General features: G+C 43.8%; 26 protein-coding genes. 1 reads left to right on the forward strand and 25 read right to left on the reverse strand.

What is annotated here, in order from left to right:
- The 8 genes from PHG87_06615 to purB all read right to left on the reverse strand — a co-directional run.
- Nucleotides 1–672 (reverse strand): abortive infection system antitoxin AbiGi family protein (locus tag PHG87_06615; GenBank protein ID MDD5477849.1); only part of this gene is annotated, 672 nt, incomplete at its 3' end.
- A gap of 199 nt (nucleotides 673–871) precedes the next feature.
- Nucleotides 872–1,741, reverse strand: coding sequence for an SPFH/Band 7/PHB domain protein (locus PHG87_06620; GenBank protein ID MDD5477850.1), 870 nt, complete (start codon nucleotides 1,739–1,741; stop codon nucleotides 872–874).
- 69 nt (nucleotides 1,742–1,810) lie between these two features.
- The gene (gene purM / locus PHG87_06625) at nucleotides 1,811–2,821 is read right to left on the reverse strand and encodes a phosphoribosylformylglycinamidine cyclo-ligase (GenBank protein ID MDD5477851.1); all 1,011 of its coding nucleotides are present in this window, start codon (nucleotides 2,819–2,821) and stop codon (nucleotides 1,811–1,813) included.
- A gap of 98 nt (nucleotides 2,822–2,919) precedes the next feature.
- The gene (gene purF / locus PHG87_06630) at nucleotides 2,920–4,368 is read right to left on the reverse strand and encodes an amidophosphoribosyltransferase (protein ID MDD5477852.1); all 1,449 of its coding nucleotides are present in this window, start codon (nucleotides 4,366–4,368) and stop codon (nucleotides 2,920–2,922) included.
- Nucleotides 4,349–5,125, reverse strand: a complete 777-nt coding sequence (purQ, locus tag PHG87_06635) for a phosphoribosylformylglycinamidine synthase I (protein ID MDD5477853.1) — start codon at nucleotides 5,123–5,125, stop codon at nucleotides 4,349–4,351. Before purQ ends, purF begins: the two co-directional genes overlap by 20 nt.
- Nucleotides 5,112–5,786 carry a TIGR00730 family Rossman fold protein gene (locus PHG87_06640; protein MDD5477854.1) on the reverse strand — a complete coding sequence of 225 codons (675 nt, stop codon included), beginning with the start codon at nucleotides 5,784–5,786 and terminating at the stop codon, nucleotides 5,112–5,114. The genes purQ and PHG87_06640 overlap by 14 nt, the downstream gene beginning before the upstream one ends.
- On the reverse strand, nucleotides 5,780–8,677 hold the full coding sequence (gene purL / locus PHG87_06645) for a phosphoribosylformylglycinamidine synthase subunit PurL (GenBank protein MDD5477855.1): 2,898 nt from the start codon (nucleotides 8,675–8,677) through the stop codon (nucleotides 5,780–5,782). The genes PHG87_06640 and purL overlap by 7 nt, the downstream gene beginning before the upstream one ends.
- 33 nt (nucleotides 8,678–8,710) lie before the next feature.
- Nucleotides 8,711–10,003: an adenylosuccinate lyase gene (gene purB / locus PHG87_06650; GenBank protein MDD5477856.1), complete on the reverse strand. Its 1,293-nt coding sequence runs from the start codon at nucleotides 10,001–10,003 to the stop codon at nucleotides 8,711–8,713.
- 180 nt (nucleotides 10,004–10,183) lie between these two features.
- Here purB and PHG87_06655 point away from each other — a divergent pair, with 180 nt between their 5' ends.
- The gene (locus PHG87_06655; protein ID MDD5477857.1) at nucleotides 10,184–11,305 is read left to right on the forward strand and encodes a SurA N-terminal domain-containing protein; all 1,122 of its coding nucleotides are present in this window, start codon (nucleotides 10,184–10,186) and stop codon (nucleotides 11,303–11,305) included.
- Nucleotides 11,306–11,378: 73 nt separating this feature from the next.
- Here PHG87_06655 and PHG87_06660 read toward each other — a convergent pair whose 3' ends face one another.
- From PHG87_06660 to PHG87_06740, 17 genes are all read right to left on the reverse strand, one after another.
- On the reverse strand, nucleotides 11,379–11,561 hold the full coding sequence (locus PHG87_06660) for a ferredoxin (GenBank protein MDD5477858.1): 183 nt from the start codon (nucleotides 11,559–11,561) through the stop codon (nucleotides 11,379–11,381).
- Nucleotides 11,562–11,578: 17 nt separating this feature from the next.
- Complete coding sequence (locus PHG87_06665; protein ID MDD5477859.1) at nucleotides 11,579–12,058, reverse strand: ferritin-like domain-containing protein; 480 nt, start codon at nucleotides 12,056–12,058, stop codon at nucleotides 11,579–11,581.
- A gap of 15 nt (nucleotides 12,059–12,073) precedes the next feature.
- On the reverse strand, nucleotides 12,074–12,952 hold the full coding sequence (locus tag PHG87_06670; protein ID MDD5477860.1) for a thiamine pyrophosphate-dependent enzyme: 879 nt from the start codon (nucleotides 12,950–12,952) through the stop codon (nucleotides 12,074–12,076).
- The gene (porA, locus tag PHG87_06675; protein MDD5477861.1) at nucleotides 12,942–14,129 is read right to left on the reverse strand and encodes a pyruvate ferredoxin oxidoreductase; all 1,188 of its coding nucleotides are present in this window, start codon (nucleotides 14,127–14,129) and stop codon (nucleotides 12,942–12,944) included. Before porA ends, PHG87_06670 begins: the two co-directional genes overlap by 11 nt.
- Nucleotides 14,126–14,398 carry a 4Fe-4S binding protein gene (locus PHG87_06680; GenBank protein ID MDD5477862.1) on the reverse strand — a complete coding sequence of 91 codons (273 nt, stop codon included), beginning with the start codon at nucleotides 14,396–14,398 and terminating at the stop codon, nucleotides 14,126–14,128. The genes porA and PHG87_06680 overlap by 4 nt, the downstream gene beginning before the upstream one ends.
- A gap of 1 nt (nucleotide 14,399) precedes the next feature.
- Nucleotides 14,400–14,951 (reverse strand): 2-oxoacid:acceptor oxidoreductase family protein, encoded by a 552-nt coding sequence (locus PHG87_06685; protein ID MDD5477863.1) that lies wholly within the window; start codon nucleotides 14,949–14,951, stop codon nucleotides 14,400–14,402.
- 87 nt (nucleotides 14,952–15,038) lie between these two features.
- Complete coding sequence (locus tag PHG87_06690) at nucleotides 15,039–16,073, reverse strand: hypothetical protein (protein MDD5477864.1); 1,035 nt, start codon at nucleotides 16,071–16,073, stop codon at nucleotides 15,039–15,041.
- Nucleotides 16,070–16,534 carry a pyridoxamine 5'-phosphate oxidase family protein gene (locus tag PHG87_06695; protein MDD5477865.1) on the reverse strand — a complete coding sequence of 155 codons (465 nt, stop codon included), beginning with the start codon at nucleotides 16,532–16,534 and terminating at the stop codon, nucleotides 16,070–16,072. The genes PHG87_06690 and PHG87_06695 overlap by 4 nt, the downstream gene beginning before the upstream one ends.
- Complete coding sequence (locus PHG87_06700; GenBank protein ID MDD5477866.1) at nucleotides 16,531–16,920, reverse strand: hypothetical protein; 390 nt, start codon at nucleotides 16,918–16,920, stop codon at nucleotides 16,531–16,533. Before PHG87_06700 ends, PHG87_06695 begins: the two co-directional genes overlap by 4 nt.
- Complete coding sequence (locus PHG87_06705; protein MDD5477867.1) at nucleotides 16,913–17,392, reverse strand: TlpA disulfide reductase family protein; 480 nt, start codon at nucleotides 17,390–17,392, stop codon at nucleotides 16,913–16,915. Before PHG87_06705 ends, PHG87_06700 begins: the two co-directional genes overlap by 8 nt.
- Nucleotides 17,392–18,060, reverse strand: a complete 669-nt coding sequence (locus PHG87_06710) for a cytochrome c biogenesis protein CcdA (GenBank protein MDD5477868.1) — start codon at nucleotides 18,058–18,060, stop codon at nucleotides 17,392–17,394. The genes PHG87_06705 and PHG87_06710 overlap by 1 nt, the downstream gene beginning before the upstream one ends.
- On the reverse strand, nucleotides 18,035–18,355 hold the full coding sequence (locus PHG87_06715; GenBank protein MDD5477869.1) for a divalent-cation tolerance protein CutA: 321 nt from the start codon (nucleotides 18,353–18,355) through the stop codon (nucleotides 18,035–18,037). Before PHG87_06715 ends, PHG87_06710 begins: the two co-directional genes overlap by 26 nt.
- Before the next feature lie 7 nt (nucleotides 18,356–18,362).
- On the reverse strand, nucleotides 18,363–18,599 hold the full coding sequence (locus tag PHG87_06720; protein MDD5477870.1) for a hypothetical protein: 237 nt from the start codon (nucleotides 18,597–18,599) through the stop codon (nucleotides 18,363–18,365).
- Nucleotides 18,596–19,327 carry a peptidoglycan editing factor PgeF gene (gene pgeF / locus PHG87_06725; GenBank protein MDD5477871.1) on the reverse strand — a complete coding sequence of 244 codons (732 nt, stop codon included), beginning with the start codon at nucleotides 19,325–19,327 and terminating at the stop codon, nucleotides 18,596–18,598. Before pgeF ends, PHG87_06720 begins: the two co-directional genes overlap by 4 nt.
- Complete coding sequence (locus tag PHG87_06730; GenBank protein ID MDD5477872.1) at nucleotides 19,314–19,538, reverse strand: DUF167 domain-containing protein; 225 nt, start codon at nucleotides 19,536–19,538, stop codon at nucleotides 19,314–19,316. The genes pgeF and PHG87_06730 overlap by 14 nt, the downstream gene beginning before the upstream one ends.
- A 13-nt stretch (nucleotides 19,539–19,551) precedes the next feature.
- Nucleotides 19,552–20,481, reverse strand: a complete 930-nt coding sequence (locus tag PHG87_06735; GenBank protein ID MDD5477873.1) for a DNA recombination protein RmuC — start codon at nucleotides 20,479–20,481, stop codon at nucleotides 19,552–19,554.
- Between the two features lie 32 nt (nucleotides 20,482–20,513).
- Nucleotides 20,514–21,233, reverse strand: a complete 720-nt coding sequence (locus tag PHG87_06740) for an ATP-binding protein (protein MDD5477874.1) — start codon at nucleotides 21,231–21,233, stop codon at nucleotides 20,514–20,516.
- Nucleotides 21,234–21,236 lie beyond the last annotated feature (3 nt).

Consider the following 21,236-nt stretch of genomic DNA (forward strand, 5'->3'; position numbering starts at 1 on the left):
TAGGTCTCTAAATATTTCTTCGCTTTTACTTCCTTTTATTGTTTGATTGAATAACCCAATATAATTCTGCGGCATCATTACCGTTATGACATCATCTTTTTTAAAATTCCAGTTATAAGCTGAGCGCCATTCTCTTTCATAGTAAAAATTATTGTTTTGTTCTTCGTCAACCCTTGGATCGATATGTATAGGACTTGTTAAGTCAGAACGTACTACATACGTTCCAATCATAGTTAAGTATTCTTGCAAGAGTTTTTGCAATGCTTGATCCCCTGACGCTAAACGTTCTAATTCCGGTAAAACTTGATCAGCATGTTTAAGAAATACATGGTCTTTATTTATATATAAAACTGGATTAAAATGGCCATCTCGTATTGCTCTTTTTCTGTTAAAAGCGATACCAAATCCACCGTATCTTAAAATATGCAATCTTAAATCCTTAAAAGGGATATCGCAAACGGAAGAAGAAGGAAAACCAATCCTCTTCACGCCACTAGTAGGCATTTTTATTGTAAAAGATTTATCCGAAATCTTTAACAATCCTGCACTTGCTATTGAGACTAATCTGGCAAAAGAATCTTGTGGCGATTTATTATAACCCGTAAAATGCCACAATGTCTTGGTGCTAAATCTTTGTAAATAATCTACTGCATCTGTGGAATTTTCTTCCATATGACTTTCCTTTTACAAATATAACTTAATAATTTTGTAATATCCGAATAATACTAGATATAAATGTTGTGGTTTTTGGCGGAGCGCGCATTAGAAAATTTTCAGCGCGCGAGGCGAAACCACAAAATTAACTACTTCGCACGCGAACAACAGCCCGAAGGCAAAATATTAAAGGGTGTCCCTTTTAAGGACGTCCCCATTATTTCTTATCTTCTTTACTCTTGATCGGCAAGAAACCAGCCATTTCGCCAATCACATTGACCAGTTCGGTATTAGCCGGAATAACGATTTTAGCGTTATTCACTAATGACTTTTCAACCGCCTCAAGCTTGCGCAGCACCTGCGCATTGCCGGTAAAATATTCCTGCGCCGCTTCATTAACCAGCTTGATCGCCGCTGCCTCTCCTTCCGCTTCTAAGATGCGCGCCTGCTTAATGCCTTCGGCTTTTTTGATCTCCGCTCTTTTCTGCCCGTCAGCGGCAGTTTCTGTAGCAGTCGCAAAATCAATGGCGGCAATCTTTTCATTCTCCGCCTTAACAACTTTGTTCATCGTCTCCTGAACATCCTTGGGAGGATCAATCTCTTTGAGTTCGGTCCTGACAATCTCCAGCCCCCAGCTTGCCGTCTCTTCGCAAAGAGTTTTATGCAACTCAGCGTTAATCTTGCCTCTTTCGCTGTTAGCGGATTTTAAGGTTAAGGTACCAATGATATTTCTTAAGGTGGTACGCGCCAGGTTTACAATCTGCCACTGATAATTATTCACGCTATACTGCGTGCTTTTCACATTTGCCTCATCAGCTTTTACTTTAAAATATACCTGGGCGTCAACTTTGGCGTTTAAGTTGTCGTTGGTAATTATTTCCTGCGGCTCGGCATCCACCATCTGCTCAGTGATATTAATCTGATAGATCGTTTCAACTCCCGGAAGTACCCAGTTAAAGCCCGGATTGGCAAAGCGGTTATATTTACCAAATCTTTCAATCAATCCCCGGTGCGTGGGACGCACAATCCTAATCCCCATCAAGAAAATTACAAGTGCAGCAATAATGGTCATTCCCAATATATTCATTACTCTCCCTCCCTTTATTTTTCCAAATGACCCCGTTTCCCGATTAGGCGGGAAACTGTTTCGGTTTTATTAAATAATTTCTATAGACTTATTGCCCTTAATTGCTTTACCAATAATCCAGGATTTCAACTTTAGCTCAGATAATTTTTTGATTATCGCTTCGCTCGCCTGCGGCCTAACAATCAAAACCAAGCCGATACCCATATTTAAAGTATGATACATTTCTTTATCTTCGATATTGCCCTTGCTTTGGATAAGGCGGAATATCTCCGGCACCTTCCAGGAATTTTTCTCAATACGCACATTGATATTTTTCGGCAGTATGCGGCTGATCTTATCGTAGAATGCTCCGCCGGTAATATGGCTGATCCCGTGTACTGACTGGCCATGCGTACGTAAGAGCTCAAGAATAGGCTTAACATAAATTCGCGTCGGCTTAAGTAATTCTGCAGACATTCTCTTAAGCTCAGCCGCCCCAAAAACTTTTCTGACCAGAGAATAGCCGTTAGAATGCAAGCCGCTGGAGGCAATTCCGATTACCGTATCCCCGGCTTCAATCTTTGATCCGTTAATGATCTTTTCTCTCTCAACTACCCCCACGCAGAAACCGGCGATATCGTATTCACCCTGCCGGTACATTCCGGGCATCTGGGCTGTCTCTCCGCCGATTAAAGAACAACCCGCCTCAACACAGCCATCATTTATCCCTTTAACCACATCGAGCAAAACCTCTTCCTTGACTTTGGTAAAAGCGACATAGTCTAAGAAAAATAAAGATTCCGCTCCGGTGCAAAGGATGTCGTTAACATTCATTGCCACCGCGTCAATTCCCACCGTATCATGCTTATTGGCTAATTTTGCGATCACCAGTTTTGTCCCCACGCCGTCGCTTGACGAGACTAGAACCGAATCCTTGTATTTATTTTTATCGAATTTAAAAAAACTGCCAAAGCCGCCGATATCCGTAAGGACTTCTTTGCGGAATGAGCGGCGAACTAGAGGTTTAAGTTTAGATTTAAAAACACTCGCACTCTTTATATCTACTCCAGAATCTTTATAGGTAATTTTCTTCACCATTATCTCCTTTTGTATGAAGAAATTTTACGGGTGGCTTGGGGTGTTTTCGCAGCGCGTTTAGCGCAAGAAAATACCCCAAGACAGGACCCGTAAAATTTACTTTATACTTGCAGCTCTCCTTGTCCGCAGCAGCGTTTCTCTAAAGAAAATTTACTGTGCCGTTTCTCCGCCCGCACCGCGTATTTTCCCGTCCAGCAGGCAGCGCAATAACTCTCCTTTGAATGCTTCAAGCAATTCAGCATTCCCTCTAAACTCAGATAACCCAAACTGTCAACCTCAAGGTATTTACTGATCTTCTCTAATGTTTCATATTTATTGGCAATCAACTCACTTGAGCGGTGAAAATCAATCCCGTAAAAACAGGGATAACGGTGCGCCGGGCAGGAGATCCGCAAATGCACCTCTTTTACTCCGGCCTTACGCAGGTTGCGCACGCGGATTTTAGAAGTCGTGCCGCGCACAATTGAATCATCCACGATAATAATCCGTTTGCCCTTTAAGATATCTTTTAAAATATTAAATTTAACGCGCACCCCCATATCGCGGGAATCCTGCGCCGGCTGGATAAATGTCCTGCCCACATAGTGATTACGGATTATTCCCATTTCCAGAGGAATGCCTGAAGCCTGCGAATAACCTAATGCCGCGGAAAACCCTGAGTCCGGTACCGGCACCACAAAATCAGCATCCACCGGATGCTCCTTGGCTAATCGCGCGCCTAATTTCCTGCGCACCGTATGCACAATTTCACCGAAGACATAAGAATCCGGCCGGGAAAAATATATATGCTCGAAGGTACAATGCGCAGAGTGGCTGGCAATCAGTTCTTTGGGTTTAATTGATTTGACTACCCCATCCCGATTAATAAAAACTATTTCTCCGGGTTCAACTTCACGCACGAATTTGGCGCCGATTAAATCAAAGGCGCAGGTCTCGGAAGCAAAACACCAGGAAGCTCCCAATTTCCCCAAAGAAAGCGGCCGGTAACCGTGCGGGTCACGCATACCCATCAGAAAATCGCTGTTCATCATTACTAAAGAATAGGCGCCCTTTACTCTTTTTAGAGCGTAAATCAAGCTATCCTCCAAGCTGCGTTTGTTGCTGCGGGCCATAAGATGAATAATTAATTCCGAATCCGTCGTCGTCTGAAAGATCGAACCGCTCTTCTCCAGCTTCTGGCGCAGCTCAAATGAATTCACTAAATTTCCGTTATGGGCGATACAAATCGAGCCATTGGCATAATCGATTAAAAGCGGCTGGGCATTTTTTAAAACGCTTGAGCCGGTAGTCGAATAACGCACATGGCCTACCGCCATATTTCCTTTTAAGCGGCTAAGCACCTGCTCGCTGAACACGTCGCTGACCAAACCCATATCTTTATGTATGGAAAGCGCCCCCTGGTTATTGGCGACGATACCGCAAGCCTCCTGCCCGCGGTGCTGCTGGGCAAAAAGTCCCAAGTAAGTCAGCCAAACCGCCTGCTTATTGCCGGTTATCCCGAATAAACCGCAATACTCTTTAGGCTCATCGCTATAACTTTTCTTTAACATATTTCACCCCATTCTTAAAAATTTCTAAGCCGTCTCCTGCTTTAGATTTTAAATTCCAATTGCGCGGATGCTGGACGCTGAAGATATGCCGCTCCGGATGCGGCATCAAACCTAAAATCCTGCCGGTTTCATCGCAGATGCCGGCGATATTTTCAGTTGAGCCATTGGGATTATCCGGATATCCGGATAATTTCCCTTGGACGTCGCAATATTGAAAAACAATTTGTTTATTTTTCTCCAATCTGTTTAAAACATTTTTATCCTGCGTTACGAATTTTCCTTCTCCGTGGGCAACCGGCAGATAAATTATTTTTCCCAGGCCCTTGGTCCAGACACATCGTCCGGCGGGTTTTAAATATACCCAACGATCCTCGAACTTTCCGGAATCATTGATAATTAAACTCGTTTCCTGCTTTGATTCTACGCTGGATGGTAATAAGCCGCTCTTAACCAAAATTTGAAAACCGTTACAGATGCCAATAATCAATTTGCCATCATCGATAAATTTACGCAATGAATCGGCTAGTTTAAATCTTAATTCATTGGCAAATATTTTTCCTGAGGCAATATCATCACCGTAGCTAAAGCCTCCGGGCAGAGCCAAAATACGGAAATCATCGAGGGTTCTTACGCCGCGAACCAAACTATTAATATGTAATAATTCAATCTTTGCTCCGGCGATCTTAAATGCCGCGGCAGTTTCCTGATCACAATTAGTCCCCGCGCTTCTTAAAACACAAACTTTAGGCGTTAGCATAGAATTTCTTGATTGCCGCGGCTACCTCTTGCGGCTTATCGACGATAATAAAGATATTCAGGTCTTCTTTACTGATATTACCGTGTTTATAAACCATGTCTTTTAACCAGTCGATCAATCCTTTCCAATATTCGGAGCCCAGTAAAACAACCGGAAACTTAGAAATCCTTTGGGTCTGGATCAGGTTAATCGCCTCAAAAAATTCATCCAGCGTGCCGTATCCGCCGGGCAAAATCACAAATGCCTTGGCGTATTTGACAAACATTACCTTCCGGATGAAGAAATAACGGAAATCCAGCAAGGTATCCACGTATTTATTCGGCTTCTGCTCGCAAGGTATATGTATATTTAACCCGATCGATTGGCCGCCGGCTCTTTTGGTTCCCCGGTTGGCTGCTTCCATTAAGCCCGGGCCGCTTCCGGTAATTACCGCGTATCCTGCCTTGGCAATATAATAGGCCGTCTCTTCACCCAGCTTGTAAAATTTAGTATCCGGCTTGCTCCGCGCTGAACCAAAGATAGAAACTGCTCTTCCGATTTTCGAGAGGACTTCGAAGCCGTCAACAAACTCCGACATAATCCGAAATATCCGCCAGGTATCCTCCTGCGTAAAATCATCTCTTTCCAATAAACCATTGGGGCAAGCTTTAGCTTTTACCATTTTAACGGCTCCTTCCAGGTTTCTTTTAACTTATTAATATCGGCATCCAGGCAAACTTTTCCGTCTAAACCAAATATTTTAAAATCAGGTCTCTTGGTTAAACACCCTGCCAGGCCAAAAGAAGCGCCTTTTAAAAGTCTTTCAAATTCTTTTTGGCTGGCCTTCTCCACCTCCACCACAAAACGGGAGTTTGACTCTGAAAAAAGCAGAAAATCATTGCGCTTATCAGGCGACTGATAGGGAGCCTCTGCCAAAAATATTTCCATGCCTAAGCCGCCGCTAAAAGCAACTTCAGCCAAAGCCACAGCCAAGCCTCCGTCAGAGCAATCGTGCATCGACTTAACCAAACCTTTTTCTGTTGCCTTACTCAAGGCGCTAAAAGTTTTCTTTGCATCCTGATGATAAACCTTGGGCACTTGGTTCCCCACTGCCTTGTATAAATCATAATAATGCGAGCCGCCTAATTCATCGCGGGTCTTACCCACGACATAAATTAAATTACCGGCTTCTTTGGCATACATCGACACTGCTTTATTCACATCATCCATGACGCTGATTGCCGAAATCAGCAGCGTGCCCGGAATCGGCGTAGATTTACCGTGCACGTTGAACTCGTTATAAAAGCTATCCTTTCCCGAAATAAACGGCAGGCCATAAGCTTTGGCGGTATGATAACAGCCGTAAGCCGCGCGGACCAAGCCGCCTAAGCGATCCGGCTTATCGGGATTACCCCAGCAAAAATTATCCAGAATCGCTACCTCTTTTAATGAACCGCCCACGCTGATAATCTGGCGCAAGGCCTCATCAATACAGGAAGCCGCCATCCAGTAAGGATCGATAAAACCAAAACGAAAATTTATGCCGTTAGAAATAATGATCCCTTTATTGGAATCAAATAACGGCTTGGTTACACTGGCATCGCTTGGCCCATCATTTTGAAGTCCGGCCAAAGGTTTGATAATCGAGCCGCCCTGCACTTCATGATCGTATTGACGCACCACCCATTCTTTAGAGCAAATATCATAATGGGCGAGCAGTTTTAATAAATCCACGGTAAAATTTTTCTTTTCAGTAATCTTTGGTTCCCTGTGTTTGCTTTGGATGTAAACTGCTTTCTTAGCAATCTGCGGTATGCCTTCATGTAAAAAATGCATATCCAAATCGCAAACCAGATTATCCTGATAAAAAAGCTCTAATCTTTTGGTGCCGGTAAACTCTCCGATTACCGCGGCGCGGACATTTTCATTGGCAAATATACTAATTAACTTTTCGATATTTTTAGGCGGGACTGAAATTACCATTCTTTCCTGCGACTCAGAAATCCAGATCTCCATATAAGAAAGGCCGGAATATTTTAAAGGGACACGATCCAAATAAACCTTGGCCCCTAACTCCGCCCCCATCTCTCCTACCGCGCTGGACAATCCCCCTGCTCCGCAATCGGTAACGGCGGTGTATAAATTCTGTTCGCGCGCCTGTAAAATCGTATCCAAAACCTTTTTTTCTTCAATGGGATTGCCAATTTGCACTGCGCCGCTGGAAACAGTTTCCGATTCATGGGTCAGCTCACCCGAAGAAAAAGTTGCTCCGTGAATTCCGTCGCGGCCGGTTGCCCCGCCTACCACTACAATTAAATCTCCTTTATTTGTTTGCTTGAAAGATTTATCTTTGGGAATAATTCCCACTGTGCCGCAATAGACCAGCGGATTGCCCGCAAAGTGTTCATGGAATAATATCGCGCCATTTACCGTGGGAATTCCCATTTTATTTCCATAATCACGCACTCCGCTGACTACCCCCTTCATCACCCGCTTAGGATGCAATGAACCAACCGGAACCTTGTTAAACGCCAGATCCGGAGGAGCAAAACAAAATATATCGCTGTTTAAAATCGGCTTTGCCCCCAGCCCGGTGCCCATGGAATCACGGATTACTCCGCCGATACCGGTATTTGCCCCGCCAAAAGGCTCTAATGCCGAAGGATGATTGTGTGTTTCCACTTTAAAACAAATATTATTCTCTTTATCGAATTTAATTACTCCGGAGTTATCTTTAAATACGGAAACGCACCAATCCTTATTTAACTCCTTGGTGGCTTTCATAATTGTCGACTTAAGCAGGTTTTTGATCGCTGTGTTGCCAAGCGCGGGCGCGGCTTTACTTTCTTTATAAGCAATGTTGCCGCGGAAGGTTTTATGGTAGCAATGCTCAGACCAGGTTTGGGCGATTGTTTCCAATTCGCAGTCAGTGGGATTACGCTTGATCTTACGGAAATAATCCCGGATCTGGCGCATCTCATTTAAATTTAAAAATAGCTGGCCCTTTTTACTAAGCTCTAAAAGTTTAGCATCCGTTGCCCCCAACAAATCTACCGTAATCAGATTAAACCGGTAGCCGGGCAGATGTTTGGTGTCCCCTTCAATAAGTCCGGGGCTGATTACATGCTGGATAAGTTTGTTATAAAGAAGTTTTTCGGAAATGGTTTTTAGCTGGGAGGAAGAAAGCTTGCCGAAGATGATATATTTTTTCGCGGTCTTTACCGATTCAACTGTGGTAATCCCTAAATCCCGGATACCTTTTAAAACTGATGCCTCAACCGGATCCATTACTCCCGGGTTATAGACGACCTCGACAATATGCTGATTGGCTTTAAGAGAATTATCTGACTGATCAGATAAGATTTTGTAATCCTGCGCGACTTTATCCGTTAAAAGCTCCTGGCAGATACTTATAATTTGGCCTTGCGCTAAATTACCTTCTAAAGTATAAGCCTGGATAAACCTCACCTCTTTTACGTCGGCAATCCCCAGGTCAAAAATATCCTTGGCTACAGCCGCCCCGACAGCGTCAAAAATACCGGGCTTATCCACTACTTCGATTTTGTACCGCATATTTAACGAGGTTTAAAAAAGGTGAGGGCTAAATTATAATCCGACCTTCACAAAGATTTTATTAACGTTGCGTAAGTAAAAATCCAAATCGAATAGCTTATCCATTTCTTTGGAACCTAAATATTTGGCGGCTTGCGGTAAAGCTAAAAGGTTATCCTTAAAATTACCGGAGCCCTTCCAGGTTTGCATGGCTGCCTGCTGCACCAGATCATAGGCCTTGGTTCTTTCTAAGCCTTTATTCATTAAAGCAATCAAAACACGCTGTGAAAAAATCAGGCCGCCTGTTTTGGCAAGGTTAGCCAGCATATTATCCGGATAGACCTTCATCCCGGAAACTACTTCCGTAAATTTATTCAGCATATAATCCAAGGCTAAAGTGGAATCCGGAAAAATTATCCGCTCAACCGAAGAGTGGCTGATATCGCGTTCATGCCAAAGCGCCACATTTTCTAATGCCACCTGGGCATTGGCGCGCAAGAGGCGGGCTAAACCGCAGATACGTTCGCAGATTACCGGATTGCGTTTATGCGGCATAGCGCTGGATCCCTTCTGCCCTTTGCCAAATGGTTCTTCAACTTCTAAAACTTCGGTCTTCTGCAGGTGCCTGATTTCAGTAGCGAATTTTTCTAATGAGGCGCCGATTACCGCCAGAGTGGCCATATATTGTGCGTATACATCCCGTTGTATTACCTGTGTGGCAATATTCACCGGCTCAAGGCCAAGTTTCTTACAGACATAAGCTTCAACATAAGGCTCAATATTGGAATAGGTGCCGACTGCTCCGGATAATTTTCCTAAGCAAGCCCCTTCTTTGGCGGATTTTAACCGGGCTAAATTCCGTCTGCTTTCATCAAACCAGAGCGCCAGCTTTAAACCAAAGGTTGTCGGCTCAGCATGCACCCCATGCGTGCGGCCGATACAAGCCATATCTTTATAAGTTCTAGCTTTCTTTGCCAAAACTTTGAGTAATTTTTCTAAATCTTCGATTAATATATCAGAAGCACTTTTTATTTGCACGCCTAGGGTAGTATCCAAGATATCGGAGGAGGTCAGGCCCATATGCAGGTATTGGGCGTCTTTACCTATATATTGGGCTACATTGGAAACAAACGCCACAACATCATGTTGTGTCTTCTCTTCGATTTTCCGGATTTCAGACAGGTTAAATTTGGCTTTTTGTTTGATGCGTTTTACTGCTTGCGGCGGGACGATTTTTTTGGCAGCGTAAGCCTCAAGCGCGAGTATCTCGATGGCAAGCATAGTCTTAAACTTAAACTCCTCCTGCCAGATACTCTTCATTTTCGCCAGGCTGTAACGCTCAATCATCGCGGACCCCCGTTTATTGTTTGAGAAGGTAATTATAGCAAAATCCCGCCGTTTTAGCAAATAAAATAAGCAGCGGGTCCTGCCTGCCAAGCCACCTCGCCGTGCTCACTTGAATATCATATTGTTTCTTGCAATCATCCTATTTTGTTTTATAATTAATGAATATAACTGGAGGTTAAAATGTTAAAAATTTTACGCAATAAGAAAACCGCGAAAAAAGTCTGGATTGGCCTGGCCATAATTATTATCCCTGCCTTTGCGCTTTGGGGATTTGGAGGGGCATTCCGCAGTAAAGAAGAAACTGCCGCTGTCGGAAGGATCTTTGGCCATAATGTCTCAAATCTTGAGTTTAAAGAATCCCTCTCAGCCGTAAGAACCTCCGCTACTATGCAATTCGGAGACAAACTCCCGGAGATTGAGAAATACTTAAACTTACAGGCGCAAGCCTGGCAGAGGTTAATCCTTTTGCATGAAGCAAAAGTACGTAAAATCACCGTAAGCGACAAAGAGGTTATCAGCACAATTCAAAGCTCCCCTTATTTTCAGGACAAATACGGCTTTAGCAATAAGGTTTATGTTGAAACCTTGCGTTATGTCTTTAGGCTGCAGCCGCGCATCTTTGAGGAACAGATGCGCCAGAGTCTAACCCTGGCTAAACTTTACGATCAGGTAACTAAAGATGTAAAATTAAGCGATGAACAGATCCGCCAGAAATACACAGAAGTCAATCAAGAATTAAACATCCATTATATTGCCAGCTTATTTTCCGACTTTGCCGCAAAAATTAAACCCACTGATAAAGAAATCGCTTCTTTCTTTGACAAAAATAAAGCTATGTTTAAAGAACCTCCGGCTAAAGATAAACCGGCGCGGATTCCGGAGTTAGCCGAGATTAAGGACAAAGTTAAAGACGCTTTAATCAAAGAAGGGGCTAAAAAAACAGCAGAGGATAAAATAAAGGAATGCGCGGAAATTCTAAAAAAGGAGGAATTTATTCAGGCAGCCAAAGCCAGCGGCCTGAAAACCGGCCAAACCGCCTTCTTCAAATCCAGCGGCCAGATCGAAAACCTGGGAGCTGCGGAAATTTTCTGGAATACCGCCAAAAAGCTAAAAGATAAAGAGCTAAGCAGTACGCTTTCTAATGAAAAGGGCTATTATATTATCAAGCTGGGTTTGATTAAACCTATCGAAGAAGCTAAATTCGCCAAGGAAAAACAGGAATTTAGCCAGAAATTAATCTCTGAAAAGAAAAGCGAAGTTTTTGGTAAGTTTACTGAAGAGTTAATTAAAAAGGCGCAATAAAAGGGGATTATAAATACGACCCTGTTTCCCAGCCAATCGGGAAACAGGGTCGTATTTATTTGGCTTTACTTAATTAGCTTACTTTTATTGCGTTAACCGGGCAAGAATCGGCTACTTCCTGTAAATTACAGCTTGCGCAAGTTTGCGCCTTAACATGGGCAATCCCGTCACCCTGCACTTCAAAAACATCCGGGCATGACTGCTCGCATAAACCGCATCCTACGCAAGTAGAAGCATCAACCGTGACCTTTGACATATTCGTTCTCCCTTTTATTATCTTTCCAAAAGATTTTCAAACATCTCTTCGTGCGTTACTTCTTCGCTCAATATATGGGTAACCAGCTGATAAGTAACATTGTCTTTGCCGAGTGTCTTCTTGGCAATCTTATTATAAACCTCAATTGCCCCTGCCTCTGCCTCAGTTACAATCCGGATAATCCGATTAATATCGGCGGTATTCTTCGGAGGCATTAAATAAGGGGAATTGGCCCCTTTTTCTAACTCCATCGGATTGGCTGGAGGAACATCGCCAAGCTTGATAATTAAATCCGCCAATTCACCGGCATGCTCCAATTCATCCTTGGCTAATTTCTCTAACATCTCCTGTATATCTTCATAGGCGCGGCCGGAAACAATCTGGGCCATGTACCAGTAAAGATAAAATGCCAGCCATTCATCGCAATACGCTTTATTTAAATCCTTAACCAGGTCTTTTAAGCTTAAATCGACAATTGCCCTTGCTTGTTTTCCCATGCTTGCCCTCCCCTGTTAAGCTTCTAGCTTCAAATTGTACTTCTTTATATTATTATCCGCAATCTCCTGGATTTTTTTGATCTCTTCAGGATTATTGAGGAGATGTTTAAACCTGCCCTGGGTCTTTAAATATTCTTCAACCGGTTTAGGGCTAATTTGTTTACGGCCGGTCAATACGCCGTTTTCATATTCGAATAAAGGATAAAGCCCGGTTTCTACCGCTAATTTTGCAACCGGCAGCATCTGATTTGATTCATGCCGCCAACCTAAAGGGCAAGACGCGTGGATCTGGATATATTTCGGGCCTTTGATCGAAATTGCCTTTTTTACTTTACGCGATAAGTCCTGCGGAAAACCAACCGAAGCCGTGGCCACATAAGGAATCCCGTGCGCCAGGCAAATCTCAGGCACCGGTTTTTTGGGCCGGATGTTTCCCGAAGACTGCGCGCCCGCCGGGCTAGTCGTAGTGTTTGTATCAAAAGGAGTAAGCCCGCTTCTTTGCACTCCGGTATTCATGTAGGCTTCGTTATCATAACAGACATACAAAATATCATGGCCGCGTTCAAGCATGCCGCTTAAGGCCTGCAAGCCAATATCCCCGGTTGAGCCATCACCGCCCTGAGCAATAACATTAGTCGCGTCCTTTTTACCTAAATAGATCAGCGCTGCCTCAACCCCGGATGCAACCGCCGCGGAATTTTCAAACAAGGAATGGATCCAGGGAACCCCCCAGGCAGTATCCGGGTACTTGGTCGAAAAAACTTCCAGGCAGCCGGTGTTATTGACGACGATCGTGTTTGCTCCCGCTGCTTCAATAACTAAACGCGCGGCAATCGCCTGTCCGCAGCCGGCGCAAGCAGTATGTCCGGATTTAAATAAAGGGCTATTCTCCATATTCTTCCTTGAGTAACTCTGGTTTTAAGTCGATGAAATCAGAATTAACTTCCTTAACCGTAAGCCTTCTAAATACTTCATGGATAGATTCCAGGGTTATATCTCTTCCGCCAAGGCCGGCGACAAAACTGCTGACTACTTTGGGACCTTTTTTCTTGCCATAGAAGGCGGCTTTCATCTCCACGGCAATCGGCGCATAAGCCCCCAAAGAAACAGCTTTATCTAAAACCGCTACTTTGGGCACATTCTTTAAAGCTTCATAAACCCTGGCGTAAGGAAAAGGCCGATAGGTTATAATCCGTAAGAGCCCGACTTTTTTGCCTTTTGCGCGCTGTTCATCAACCACTTCTTTGATCGTGCCGCAGACCGAACCCATGGCCACAATCACTTTTTCAGCGTCTTTGGTCTGATATTCTTCAACCAGTAAATCCTGGTAATCCCTGCCAAAAACAGCATTAAACTCTTTGCTTATTTCGGATAAATACCCGACTGATTCTTTCATCGTTTCCTGGATGGCAAAACGCGTCTCCATATAATAATCCGGATCAGCCAAAAGCCCCATAGAAATCGGCTCGGCCGTGTCTAATTTGTACAAAGGCTTATACGCCGGTAAAAATTTATTTACTTTCTCCTGTTCGGGGATATCCACTGTTTCCATCCCGTGGGTCAGGATAAAACCATCCATACAAACCATCACCGGAAGCATTACCCGTTTATCTTCGGCCAAGCGGTAGGCGATCAGGTGGAAATCAACCACCTCCTGATTATCCTCGGCGTAAATCTGAAACCATCCGGCATCACGCAAAGATATGGAATCCTGCTGGTCGTTCCAAATGTTTATGGGAGCGCTTATGGCGCGATTGGCGCAGGTCATGACCACCGGCAGGCGCATTCCGGCAATATTAAAAACCACCTCCTGCATATAGAATAACCCTTGAGAGCTGGTAGCGGTATAAACGCGCACTCCGGTTGCCGAACCTCCTAAGACTACAGAAGCTGCGGAATGCTCGCTTTCCACGTTCACAAATTGCGAATTAAGTTCTTTGTTAGCCACCATCTGCGCAAGGTCTTCAACAATATGCGTTTGAGGTGTTATTGGATAAGCCGAGATTACACCGGGCGCAGTCGCCTTGATAATTTCCGCTATCGCGTGTGATCCCTCTACAAATTCTTTCATTTGCCCTCTTCTTTTGATTCTTCTGAAACCATCTCAATATCTTTTTTCGGACAGATATCCGCGCATAACCCGCAGCCCTTGCAATAAGTATAATCTACCGAAAAAGAATTCTTCTCTTTTCCGCGCACGCAACCCTCCGGGCAGATCATTAAACACATCCTGCAGGCAATACAATTCTTATGTAAATAATGCGGCCGCAGCAAAGTCCTCCAACTGCCGGTCTTGCTGCCTTTACTTTTTGCCGGATTTACGGTTAACGGTCCGAACATTTTATCCTTTTAGTTTATTTTTAACAAATTCAAAACCTTCTTTAACTGCCTGGATATTGCCTTCCTGGGCCTTACCCTTAAAACGATTTTTGACTACCGCGATAAGATTATCTAATTTTAATTCTCCGGTAGCCGCGGCGAATGCCCCGATTAAAGCGGTATTGCCTAACGGCCGGCCGATGTTTTTTAAAGCAATTTCATTAGCCGGGACTACAAAGACTTTTTGCTTGGCTTTTAATTTGGGCAGCTCCAGGTCTTCTTTGCCGTTAATAATCGCTACCCCATCATCCTTTAATCCGGAAAAACAGTTATAACCGCGCATAAGGGTCGGATCAACGATAATTACGTAGTCAGGCTCATAAATCTGGCTGCGCAGACGCACCGGGTCAGTATCTACGCGCACAAAGGCGTTCATCGGCGCCCCCATCCGGGCTGCTCCGAAGTTGGGAAAGGCATAAGGGTATTTACCTTCGTTAAAGTAGCTAAACCCTAACAATGCCGCGGTAGTGATTGCGCCCTGGCCGGCGCGGGCATGGATTCTGATTTCTTTCATATTATTCTTTCTTGTGCCACTGTGAAAATCGCCAAAAGCGATTTCTTGATTATATAGCTTATACTGGTTTTGTCAAATAGTTTATTTTTAGAAGTTTTTGCGGATAAAAACGCTGGTTTGGCCAAGCAGGCTTAAAATTCCTTCCGCCTTGAGGGGATCTAGGGTGCCTAAACCGCATGCCGGGCTGACCATCAGCCTTTCCAGCAGGAGGTTACGGTCAATTCCTTTCTTAACCAGTATATCTAAACCGGATTTTATCTTTTGCGCCAACATCTCCGGGCCCTGGCTGCTATTATAGCCCTGGGTCGGAATAATCCCCCAGCAGATAATCCCGCCTCTTTTTAAGAAACTGTTGAGATTATCCGCGTAAAGGACAAACCTCTCCTGAAATTCAAAAGCGTCAAAATTAATGATGTCGATATTTTCGGTATCCGTAAGCATGGACCAATCGGTATTTCCGCAGCAATGGATGCCGATCAGGCAACCCTTGGCTTTTAAACTATCCGTAAGCTCTAAAAAAGCATTAATTACATCGCTGCGGTTAACCGGAGTATAGGCAGAACCTACGGCGCTGAGAAACGGCTCATCAAAAAACATAATCATTTTCTTGCCGAATTTCTTGAATAAATCCAACTGCCAAAGCGCCTTCATGCTCAAGCCCTTAATCATCGCCTGCATCAAGACCGCATCATGTAAAATAGCTTTGCCGCCTAAATCGGTTATTCCGGAACAAAAGGTAAACGGGCCGGTAACCTGGCATTTGATAAATTCAATGCCGCTTAGGTCTATCTGGCCAAGCCGCTGATAAAATGCGTGCAAACCCCGGGCAAAATCCGGAGTAATCTTAAAATACTCCAGATCCTGGGAGATAATTTTTTCATAGAATAACTCCAGCTCTTTTTCCCTGTCGTAAGCGGCAAAACTTAAGCCATTGGCGCCCATCTTAAGCCCGGGCAGATTCTGGCTGAATTGCGCGATCATCCCCTCGCGCGCCTCGATCTTAGGCAGTTGCGGCCAAAAAGGCGCTGCGGGAAGATAACGTAAAATTAAATCTACCGCTTTTTGCGGATCAAGCAAAGGAAGGCTGCCGATACCCGTTGCCAGGCCTTTTATCTTAATCATACCTTTTCCCGCCTTAGCTTGCCTGTAGGATGTATCTGGACGATCTCTTCTACTTTTATTTTTAAAATTACAAACTGCTCGGAAGCAGCCATTTCATAAGCATTGTGGGCCCGGCCCTTCATAATTCCGTCGATAATCCTGGTCGTGGATAGATCTATTTCTTTACGCTCTAAATCAGTGAGCGCTAAATCATACTCCGGCCCGCTATCAATAATCTCCACTTTTCCGTTTATCTGATAACCCATAAGGGTATTATTATCGAGAAAAGAAAGCGAAACATGCGGATTGACCTGAAGGTTGCGAAAAGTCTGGCCGATAACATAATCGACCAGATAAATATAGCTGGCATCTACCTTCAATAAAAATTTAGGTGCCGCATTGGGCCTAGCATCCAAATCACAGGAGGCTGTGCTGATAAATTCCCGGGATTCAATAAGGGCCTTTATGGCTTTACTAATCATTTCTTGCCTTTAAATCCTTCCATCACGCTGTCAGCCAGGACATTGGCAAAAGCAGATTTAAAATCATAGACAGCATTAAAGTCATCCGGGGAATCGCCTTGCGCCTTAGCTAAGAGTTTTTTCTCGATCATACTAAAAACAATATTGCCGAAATCCCGCGTCTCTCTTATTCCCCAATACGTTAAAACACGGCTGGCCAGGGCCCCGTACTGGTTAATCGCGTAATCCCGCAGGCCAAAAGCAAGTTCGCCCCCGGAAACATGGGTTTTTCTCTTTAGCTTGTTTTGCGTGAAATTCAAGCCCTGCAGCACAAACTCATAGGCATCCGGTTTATACCTTTTGTCCTGATTACAGATTTCCTCAACTAAATCGTAAAATTTACCCATTATTCCCCTTAAACAATAACTTTTTATAATCCAACGGTAAGGCGTGCTGATCTGAAATTACGCGCCCGGATTTATCCATAAATACATATGTGGGCACCCCAATAACTTTATATTTATCCGCGACCAGCCCATCTCTGTCTAAAAGTATTCCGAAAGTAAGCGCATTACTCATAAAAAATCTCTGCACCTTATAATCCGGCTCTCCGATATTAACCGCAAAAACAGTTATCCCCTCTTTTTTCATCTGAGGATACATCTGGTTTAAAATCTTGATCTCCTTGCGGCAGTAGGGACACCAGGTAGTCCAGAAAAATAAGATTGTTGGCTTTCCGTTATAACTGGAAAGATCCACCGCTTTACCGTCTAAATCATTCAAGATAATATCTCCGGCAGAGGCTGTCTTGGAAAAACCTAAAACTAAGAGAATTAAAATAACCAACACCAGTATCCTGTTTTTTTTAAGAAATCCCACTAGAACCTCCTTATCGCCGTAATAATAAAATATACTCCCGATAAAACAATGACTGAGGCGCAAATTTTCTTGATTGTAATCATCCATTTACCGGGCTTAGGCAATCCGGTAAGGGCGGGCCCGAAAGTGCCGATAAAAATAAAAACCAAACCCATCCCGTAAGAAAAACAAAACAAGAGGAACGCCGCGTAAAATACGTTTTTGGTCAGCGCTAAATAAGCCAAAATCGAAGCCAAAATCGGGGTAAGGCAGGGTGAGATCATTAATCCTGAAACAAGGCCAAATAATAAAGCCGATAGATAGCTGCCTTTCCTGATGGCCGGGAGTTTTAAATGGGAAATAAAATTAAACTGCAATAAATCAAACATCGAAAGCCCGAAGATAAATATGACCACCCCCGAAATAAGGCTGACTGCGGGGCTGGAGCTAATTTTACCGAAAATACTGCCGGTTAACACCGCCAGGATCCCCAGAAAGGAATAAGTAATGGCAATGCCGCTAACATAAGAGAAGCTTAAGAAAAACCCCCTGGTCTTTGAATTTTGCGCGTGACCGACGATGTAGCCGGCGCTAATCGGGATAAGCGGATAGACGCAGGGCGTCAGGCTGGCCAAAAATCCGCCAAAGAAAGCAATGAAAAAATCAAATGGGCTGCCTAAGAGATGCATCGATCCACCTTAAATATGGCTTATTCCCGGAAATTACCGGAAGGGCGATAATCTCCGGTACTTTATAGCTGTGCAAGGACTTGACTAATTTGATAATTGAGGGCAATTTTTCTTTCTTGGATTTAATAACCAGCAAGGATTCTTTAACCCGGTCTATTTTAGCTTCCCAAAAAAACAGAGAATCGACTTTATCGATGATATTAACACAGGCGGCTAACTTTGCCTTAACCAGGCCAGCGGCAATAATTTGGCCTTCCTTTTTATCGGTTGCGGTAACCAAAATAACGATATACATTTTTTTATTATACCATATTCTCCTGGACTTTTATAGACCTGATCCTGCCCAGCTGCGCACAAAGGTCAAAAACCAAAGCCGGGTCTTCGGTAACCATATTCACCTGATAATTACAGCTTTCCTTCTGCTCCAGGGCTTGGCTTACTACCAAATCATTGCCAAACTCCGCCAGCGAGTTTTTAATAATTTTTGGCGAGCTGTCCTTGGCGTGTAAAATAAACTCTAGCGCGTATTTGGTTATCATTTGAGCATAATTACTGAAATCAAACGTCCGGCGCTTTTAGCCTCTTTACGAAAAGAAAAATAATTAGCATTATCGGAGAAAGTACAAAGCTTAGGATCAAAAATATTTTTTTCTTGAACTCCGCAGCCGGTTAACTGCCTCTGGTTGATTAAAACGATATCCATAAAAACCCGGCCGCTTCGCTTGATCAACCCGAAGGGAAAATTACTTTTAAAATCCTTCTCTACTTCAAAACAGCAGGAACGGATAGACGGGCCAAACCCAACCAGGAGACTTTGCGGCTGGCTGTCAAAGCTTTCCCGCATAACCCGGATGCCTTCGGCGCAGATATTCTTTTCGGTGCCGCGCCAACCCGCGTGTAAAATCGCAATCGCCGGACGCTTGGGGTCATAGATAAAAACCGACAGGCAATCCGCGGTTAATATCGCAATAGGCAGACCTCTCTTATCGGTAACAAAACCATCCGTATCGGCAAAAGAACTTTCATAATCCAAAGCCCCCCTGCCCTTGTTTTCTTCGGTTACATATTCAACATTTTTACCGTGCACCTGCTTAGCGCAGATCAAATCACGGTAATTAATACCGATGGCATCAAGAAATTTTATCCGGTTCTCCAAGGATGCGGCGGTATCCCCATAGCATAAAGACATATTCCCGTCCTGCCTTCTGCTAAAAGCCGCGGTTACCGAATTTAACCCGAATTTTTGTAATGGGTTATAAGGCTGCATCGATCTCCACCAGTTTATCGCGCGATTTTTTTCCGCTTTTAATCCTGAGTTGATATTTCTTTATTTTAAAATACTCGCTCAGCAAATCTATCAGCTGGCTGTTAGCCTGGCCATCACAGGCAGGCCTGGTCAGATGGACCTTCAAAACATTGCCTTTTTGTTCAACATGATTGCGGCTGGCCCGGGGGCAAACGCGGATATTAAAGATCATCGGTTAAATTTGCTTAATGCTCTATTTGTTTAGTATCCTGAATATTGGTCAGGCGTTCAGATACCTTTTCCAAGCGCTTCTGCGCGTCGCTATACTTGGTATTGGCATTGACCAGATGGCTGCCCAAAGTATTGAAATCTTCTTTGAATTTATCCGTTTCAATCGAAAGGGAAACTAAGCTTTTTAGAATTAACTTGGCATTCTCTTCAACTTTTAAGCCGCGTAAACCTAAACAGATTACCTGCAGATAGGCGTAAAATGTGTTCGGGGAAACAGGGATGACTTTCTTAGACATACTAAAAGAAAATATATCCTCTTTAATGATTACTTCGTAATAAACATTTTCAGCCGGGATATACATTAAGGCAAAATCATAAGTATTTTCATCGGGCAAAATATATTTTGCCGCGATTTCGTTAATCCGGTTTTTGATGTCCTGGATGAATTTTTTACGGAATGATTCTTTGGCCGGCTCATCGCTAGCCTCGATCATCTTCTGGAAATTCTCCAGGCTGAATTTAGCGTCAACCGGGACCAGCCGTTCGCCAAGCCGGATAACCGCATCAACTGTATCGGAATTTTTAAAACGATATTGGGCCTGATAATGCTCTTTAGGTAATACCTGGGAAAGCAAGTTCTCTAATAAAGTTTCTCCCATTGCCCCGCGGAACTTCGGGGCGCGCAGGAGCTCCTGAAGGCTGGAAATATCACGGCTAATAGCGATAATCTGCTTATTGGTCTCCTCTAATTTTCCCAGCTGCTCTTTTACGTTTCCAAAGGCAGAGGTGGCGCTGCCTAAATTCTGGCCAATGATCTTATTGGCCTCCTGCAGGGACTGGTTCATCTGATTCAGGCGCTCATTGACCTGGGAGGATATCTTCAGGACTATCCCGATGACCAAAACACCGATGACCAAAAATAATAAAACCGCAAGCCATTCCATAATTTATTAGTATAGCACCAGAAATATTATTCTTAAAGCAAATACTCCGGCCTTATCCTCTTGATACTTCTAAAAATATTAGTCTTGATATCCGGGCAATCCTTTTTCAACTCCTTGATCATTTCGGTAATCTTGGTGCGTTTGGAGGTAATCGAATTCGGGCAAGTACATTTATGATGCGGGAACTCCAACTCTTTGGCCGACTTTACGATTAAGTCCTCATCCACATAAGCCAGCGGACGGATAATGGTTATTGCCCCCTTAAAAAGCACCTGCTTGGGGTTCATTGACGAGATCTCGCCGTTAAAAAACATATTCATCAGGGTAGTTTCAATAATATCATCCTTATGATGGCCCAAAGCCAGCTTGGTGCAGGCAAAACGTTTGGTCACCTCAAAAAGCGCTTTGCGCCGGTTCCAGGAACACCAGAAACAAGAAATATCCTTACGGCTCTTGCCCTTTAATATATCTATTTTCTCGATATGATACTCTACCCCGATCTTCTTAAAATATTCGCCGAGGATTTTCGGATGATGGCAGGGATACCCCATATCCACGTGAACCGCTAAGAGTTCATATTTAACCGGCACGAATTTCTGCCTGTCCTTTAGAAATTTAAGCAGGGTCAGGCTATCCTTGCCGCCGGAGACAGCCACCGCTATTTTATCGCCGGCAGTAATCATCGCATAATCCATGATCGCCTTGCCCATACTCTTAGAAATATAATATTTGGCGCCTTGCAATGTTCCCATATA

The sequence above is a fragment of the Candidatus Omnitrophota bacterium genome, assembly GCA_028716245.1.
Classification (GTDB): domain Bacteria; phylum Omnitrophota; class Gorgyraeia; order Gygaellales; family Profunditerraquicolaceae; genus UBA6249.

What these genes read in the sequence shown, in the direction of transcription:
- PHG87_06620 (MDD5477850.1), bottom strand. Translation starts at nt 1,741, where the DNA reads ATGAATATATTGGGAATGACCATTATTGCTGCACTTGTAATTTTCTTG.
- purF (MDD5477852.1), bottom strand. Translation starts at nt 4,368, where the DNA reads ATGTTAAAGAAAAGTTATAGCGATGAGCCTAAAGAGTATTGCGGTTTA.
- purQ (MDD5477853.1), bottom strand. Translation starts at nt 5,125, where the DNA reads ATGCTAACGCCTAAAGTTTGTGTTTTAAGAAGCGCGGGGACTAATTGT.
- PHG87_06640 (MDD5477854.1), bottom strand. Translation starts at nt 5,786, where the DNA reads ATGGTAAAAGCTAAAGCTTGCCCCAATGGTTTATTGGAAAGAGATGAT.
- purL (MDD5477855.1), bottom strand. Translation starts at nt 8,677, where the DNA reads ATGCGGTACAAAATCGAAGTAGTGGATAAGCCCGGTATTTTTGACGCT.
- purB (MDD5477856.1), bottom strand. Translation starts at nt 10,003, where the DNA reads ATGATTGAGCGTTACAGCCTGGCGAAAATGAAGAGTATCTGGCAGGAG.
- PHG87_06655 (MDD5477857.1), top strand. Translation starts at nt 10,184, where the DNA reads ATGTTAAAAATTTTACGCAATAAGAAAACCGCGAAAAAAGTCTGGATT.
- PHG87_06660 (MDD5477858.1), bottom strand. Translation starts at nt 11,561, where the DNA reads ATGTCAAAGGTCACGGTTGATGCTTCTACTTGCGTAGGATGCGGTTTA.
- PHG87_06665 (MDD5477859.1), bottom strand. Translation starts at nt 12,058, where the DNA reads ATGGGAAAACAAGCAAGGGCAATTGTCGATTTAAGCTTAAAAGACCTG.
- PHG87_06670 (MDD5477860.1), bottom strand. Translation starts at nt 12,952, where the DNA reads ATGGAGAATAGCCCTTTATTTAAATCCGGACATACTGCTTGCGCCGGC.
- porA (MDD5477861.1), bottom strand. Translation starts at nt 14,129, where the DNA reads ATGAAAGAATTTGTAGAGGGATCACACGCGATAGCGGAAATTATCAAG.
- PHG87_06680 (MDD5477862.1), bottom strand. Translation starts at nt 14,398, where the DNA reads ATGTTCGGACCGTTAACCGTAAATCCGGCAAAAAGTAAAGGCAGCAAG.
- PHG87_06685 (MDD5477863.1), bottom strand. Translation starts at nt 14,951, where the DNA reads ATGAAAGAAATCAGAATCCATGCCCGCGCCGGCCAGGGCGCAATCACT.
- PHG87_06690 (MDD5477864.1), bottom strand. Translation starts at nt 16,073, where the DNA reads ATGATTAAGATAAAAGGCCTGGCAACGGGTATCGGCAGCCTTCCTTTG.
- PHG87_06695 (MDD5477865.1), bottom strand. Translation starts at nt 16,534, where the DNA reads ATGATTAGTAAAGCCATAAAGGCCCTTATTGAATCCCGGGAATTTATC.
- PHG87_06700 (MDD5477866.1), bottom strand. Translation starts at nt 16,920, where the DNA reads ATGGGTAAATTTTACGATTTAGTTGAGGAAATCTGTAATCAGGACAAA.
- PHG87_06710 (MDD5477868.1), bottom strand. Translation starts at nt 18,060, where the DNA reads ATGCATCTCTTAGGCAGCCCATTTGATTTTTTCATTGCTTTCTTTGGC.
- PHG87_06715 (MDD5477869.1), bottom strand. Translation starts at nt 18,355, where the DNA reads ATGTATATCGTTATTTTGGTTACCGCAACCGATAAAAAGGAAGGCCAA.
- PHG87_06720 (MDD5477870.1), bottom strand. Translation starts at nt 18,599, where the DNA reads ATGATAACCAAATACGCGCTAGAGTTTATTTTACACGCCAAGGACAGC.
- pgeF (MDD5477871.1), bottom strand. Translation starts at nt 19,327, where the DNA reads ATGCAGCCTTATAACCCATTACAAAAATTCGGGTTAAATTCGGTAACC.
- PHG87_06730 (MDD5477872.1), bottom strand. Translation starts at nt 19,538, where the DNA reads ATGATCTTTAATATCCGCGTTTGCCCCCGGGCCAGCCGCAATCATGTT.
- PHG87_06735 (MDD5477873.1), bottom strand. Translation starts at nt 20,481, where the DNA reads ATGGAATGGCTTGCGGTTTTATTATTTTTGGTCATCGGTGTTTTGGTC.
- PHG87_06740 (MDD5477874.1), bottom strand. Translation starts at nt 21,233, where the DNA reads ATGGGAACATTGCAAGGCGCCAAATATTATATTTCTAAGAGTATGGGC.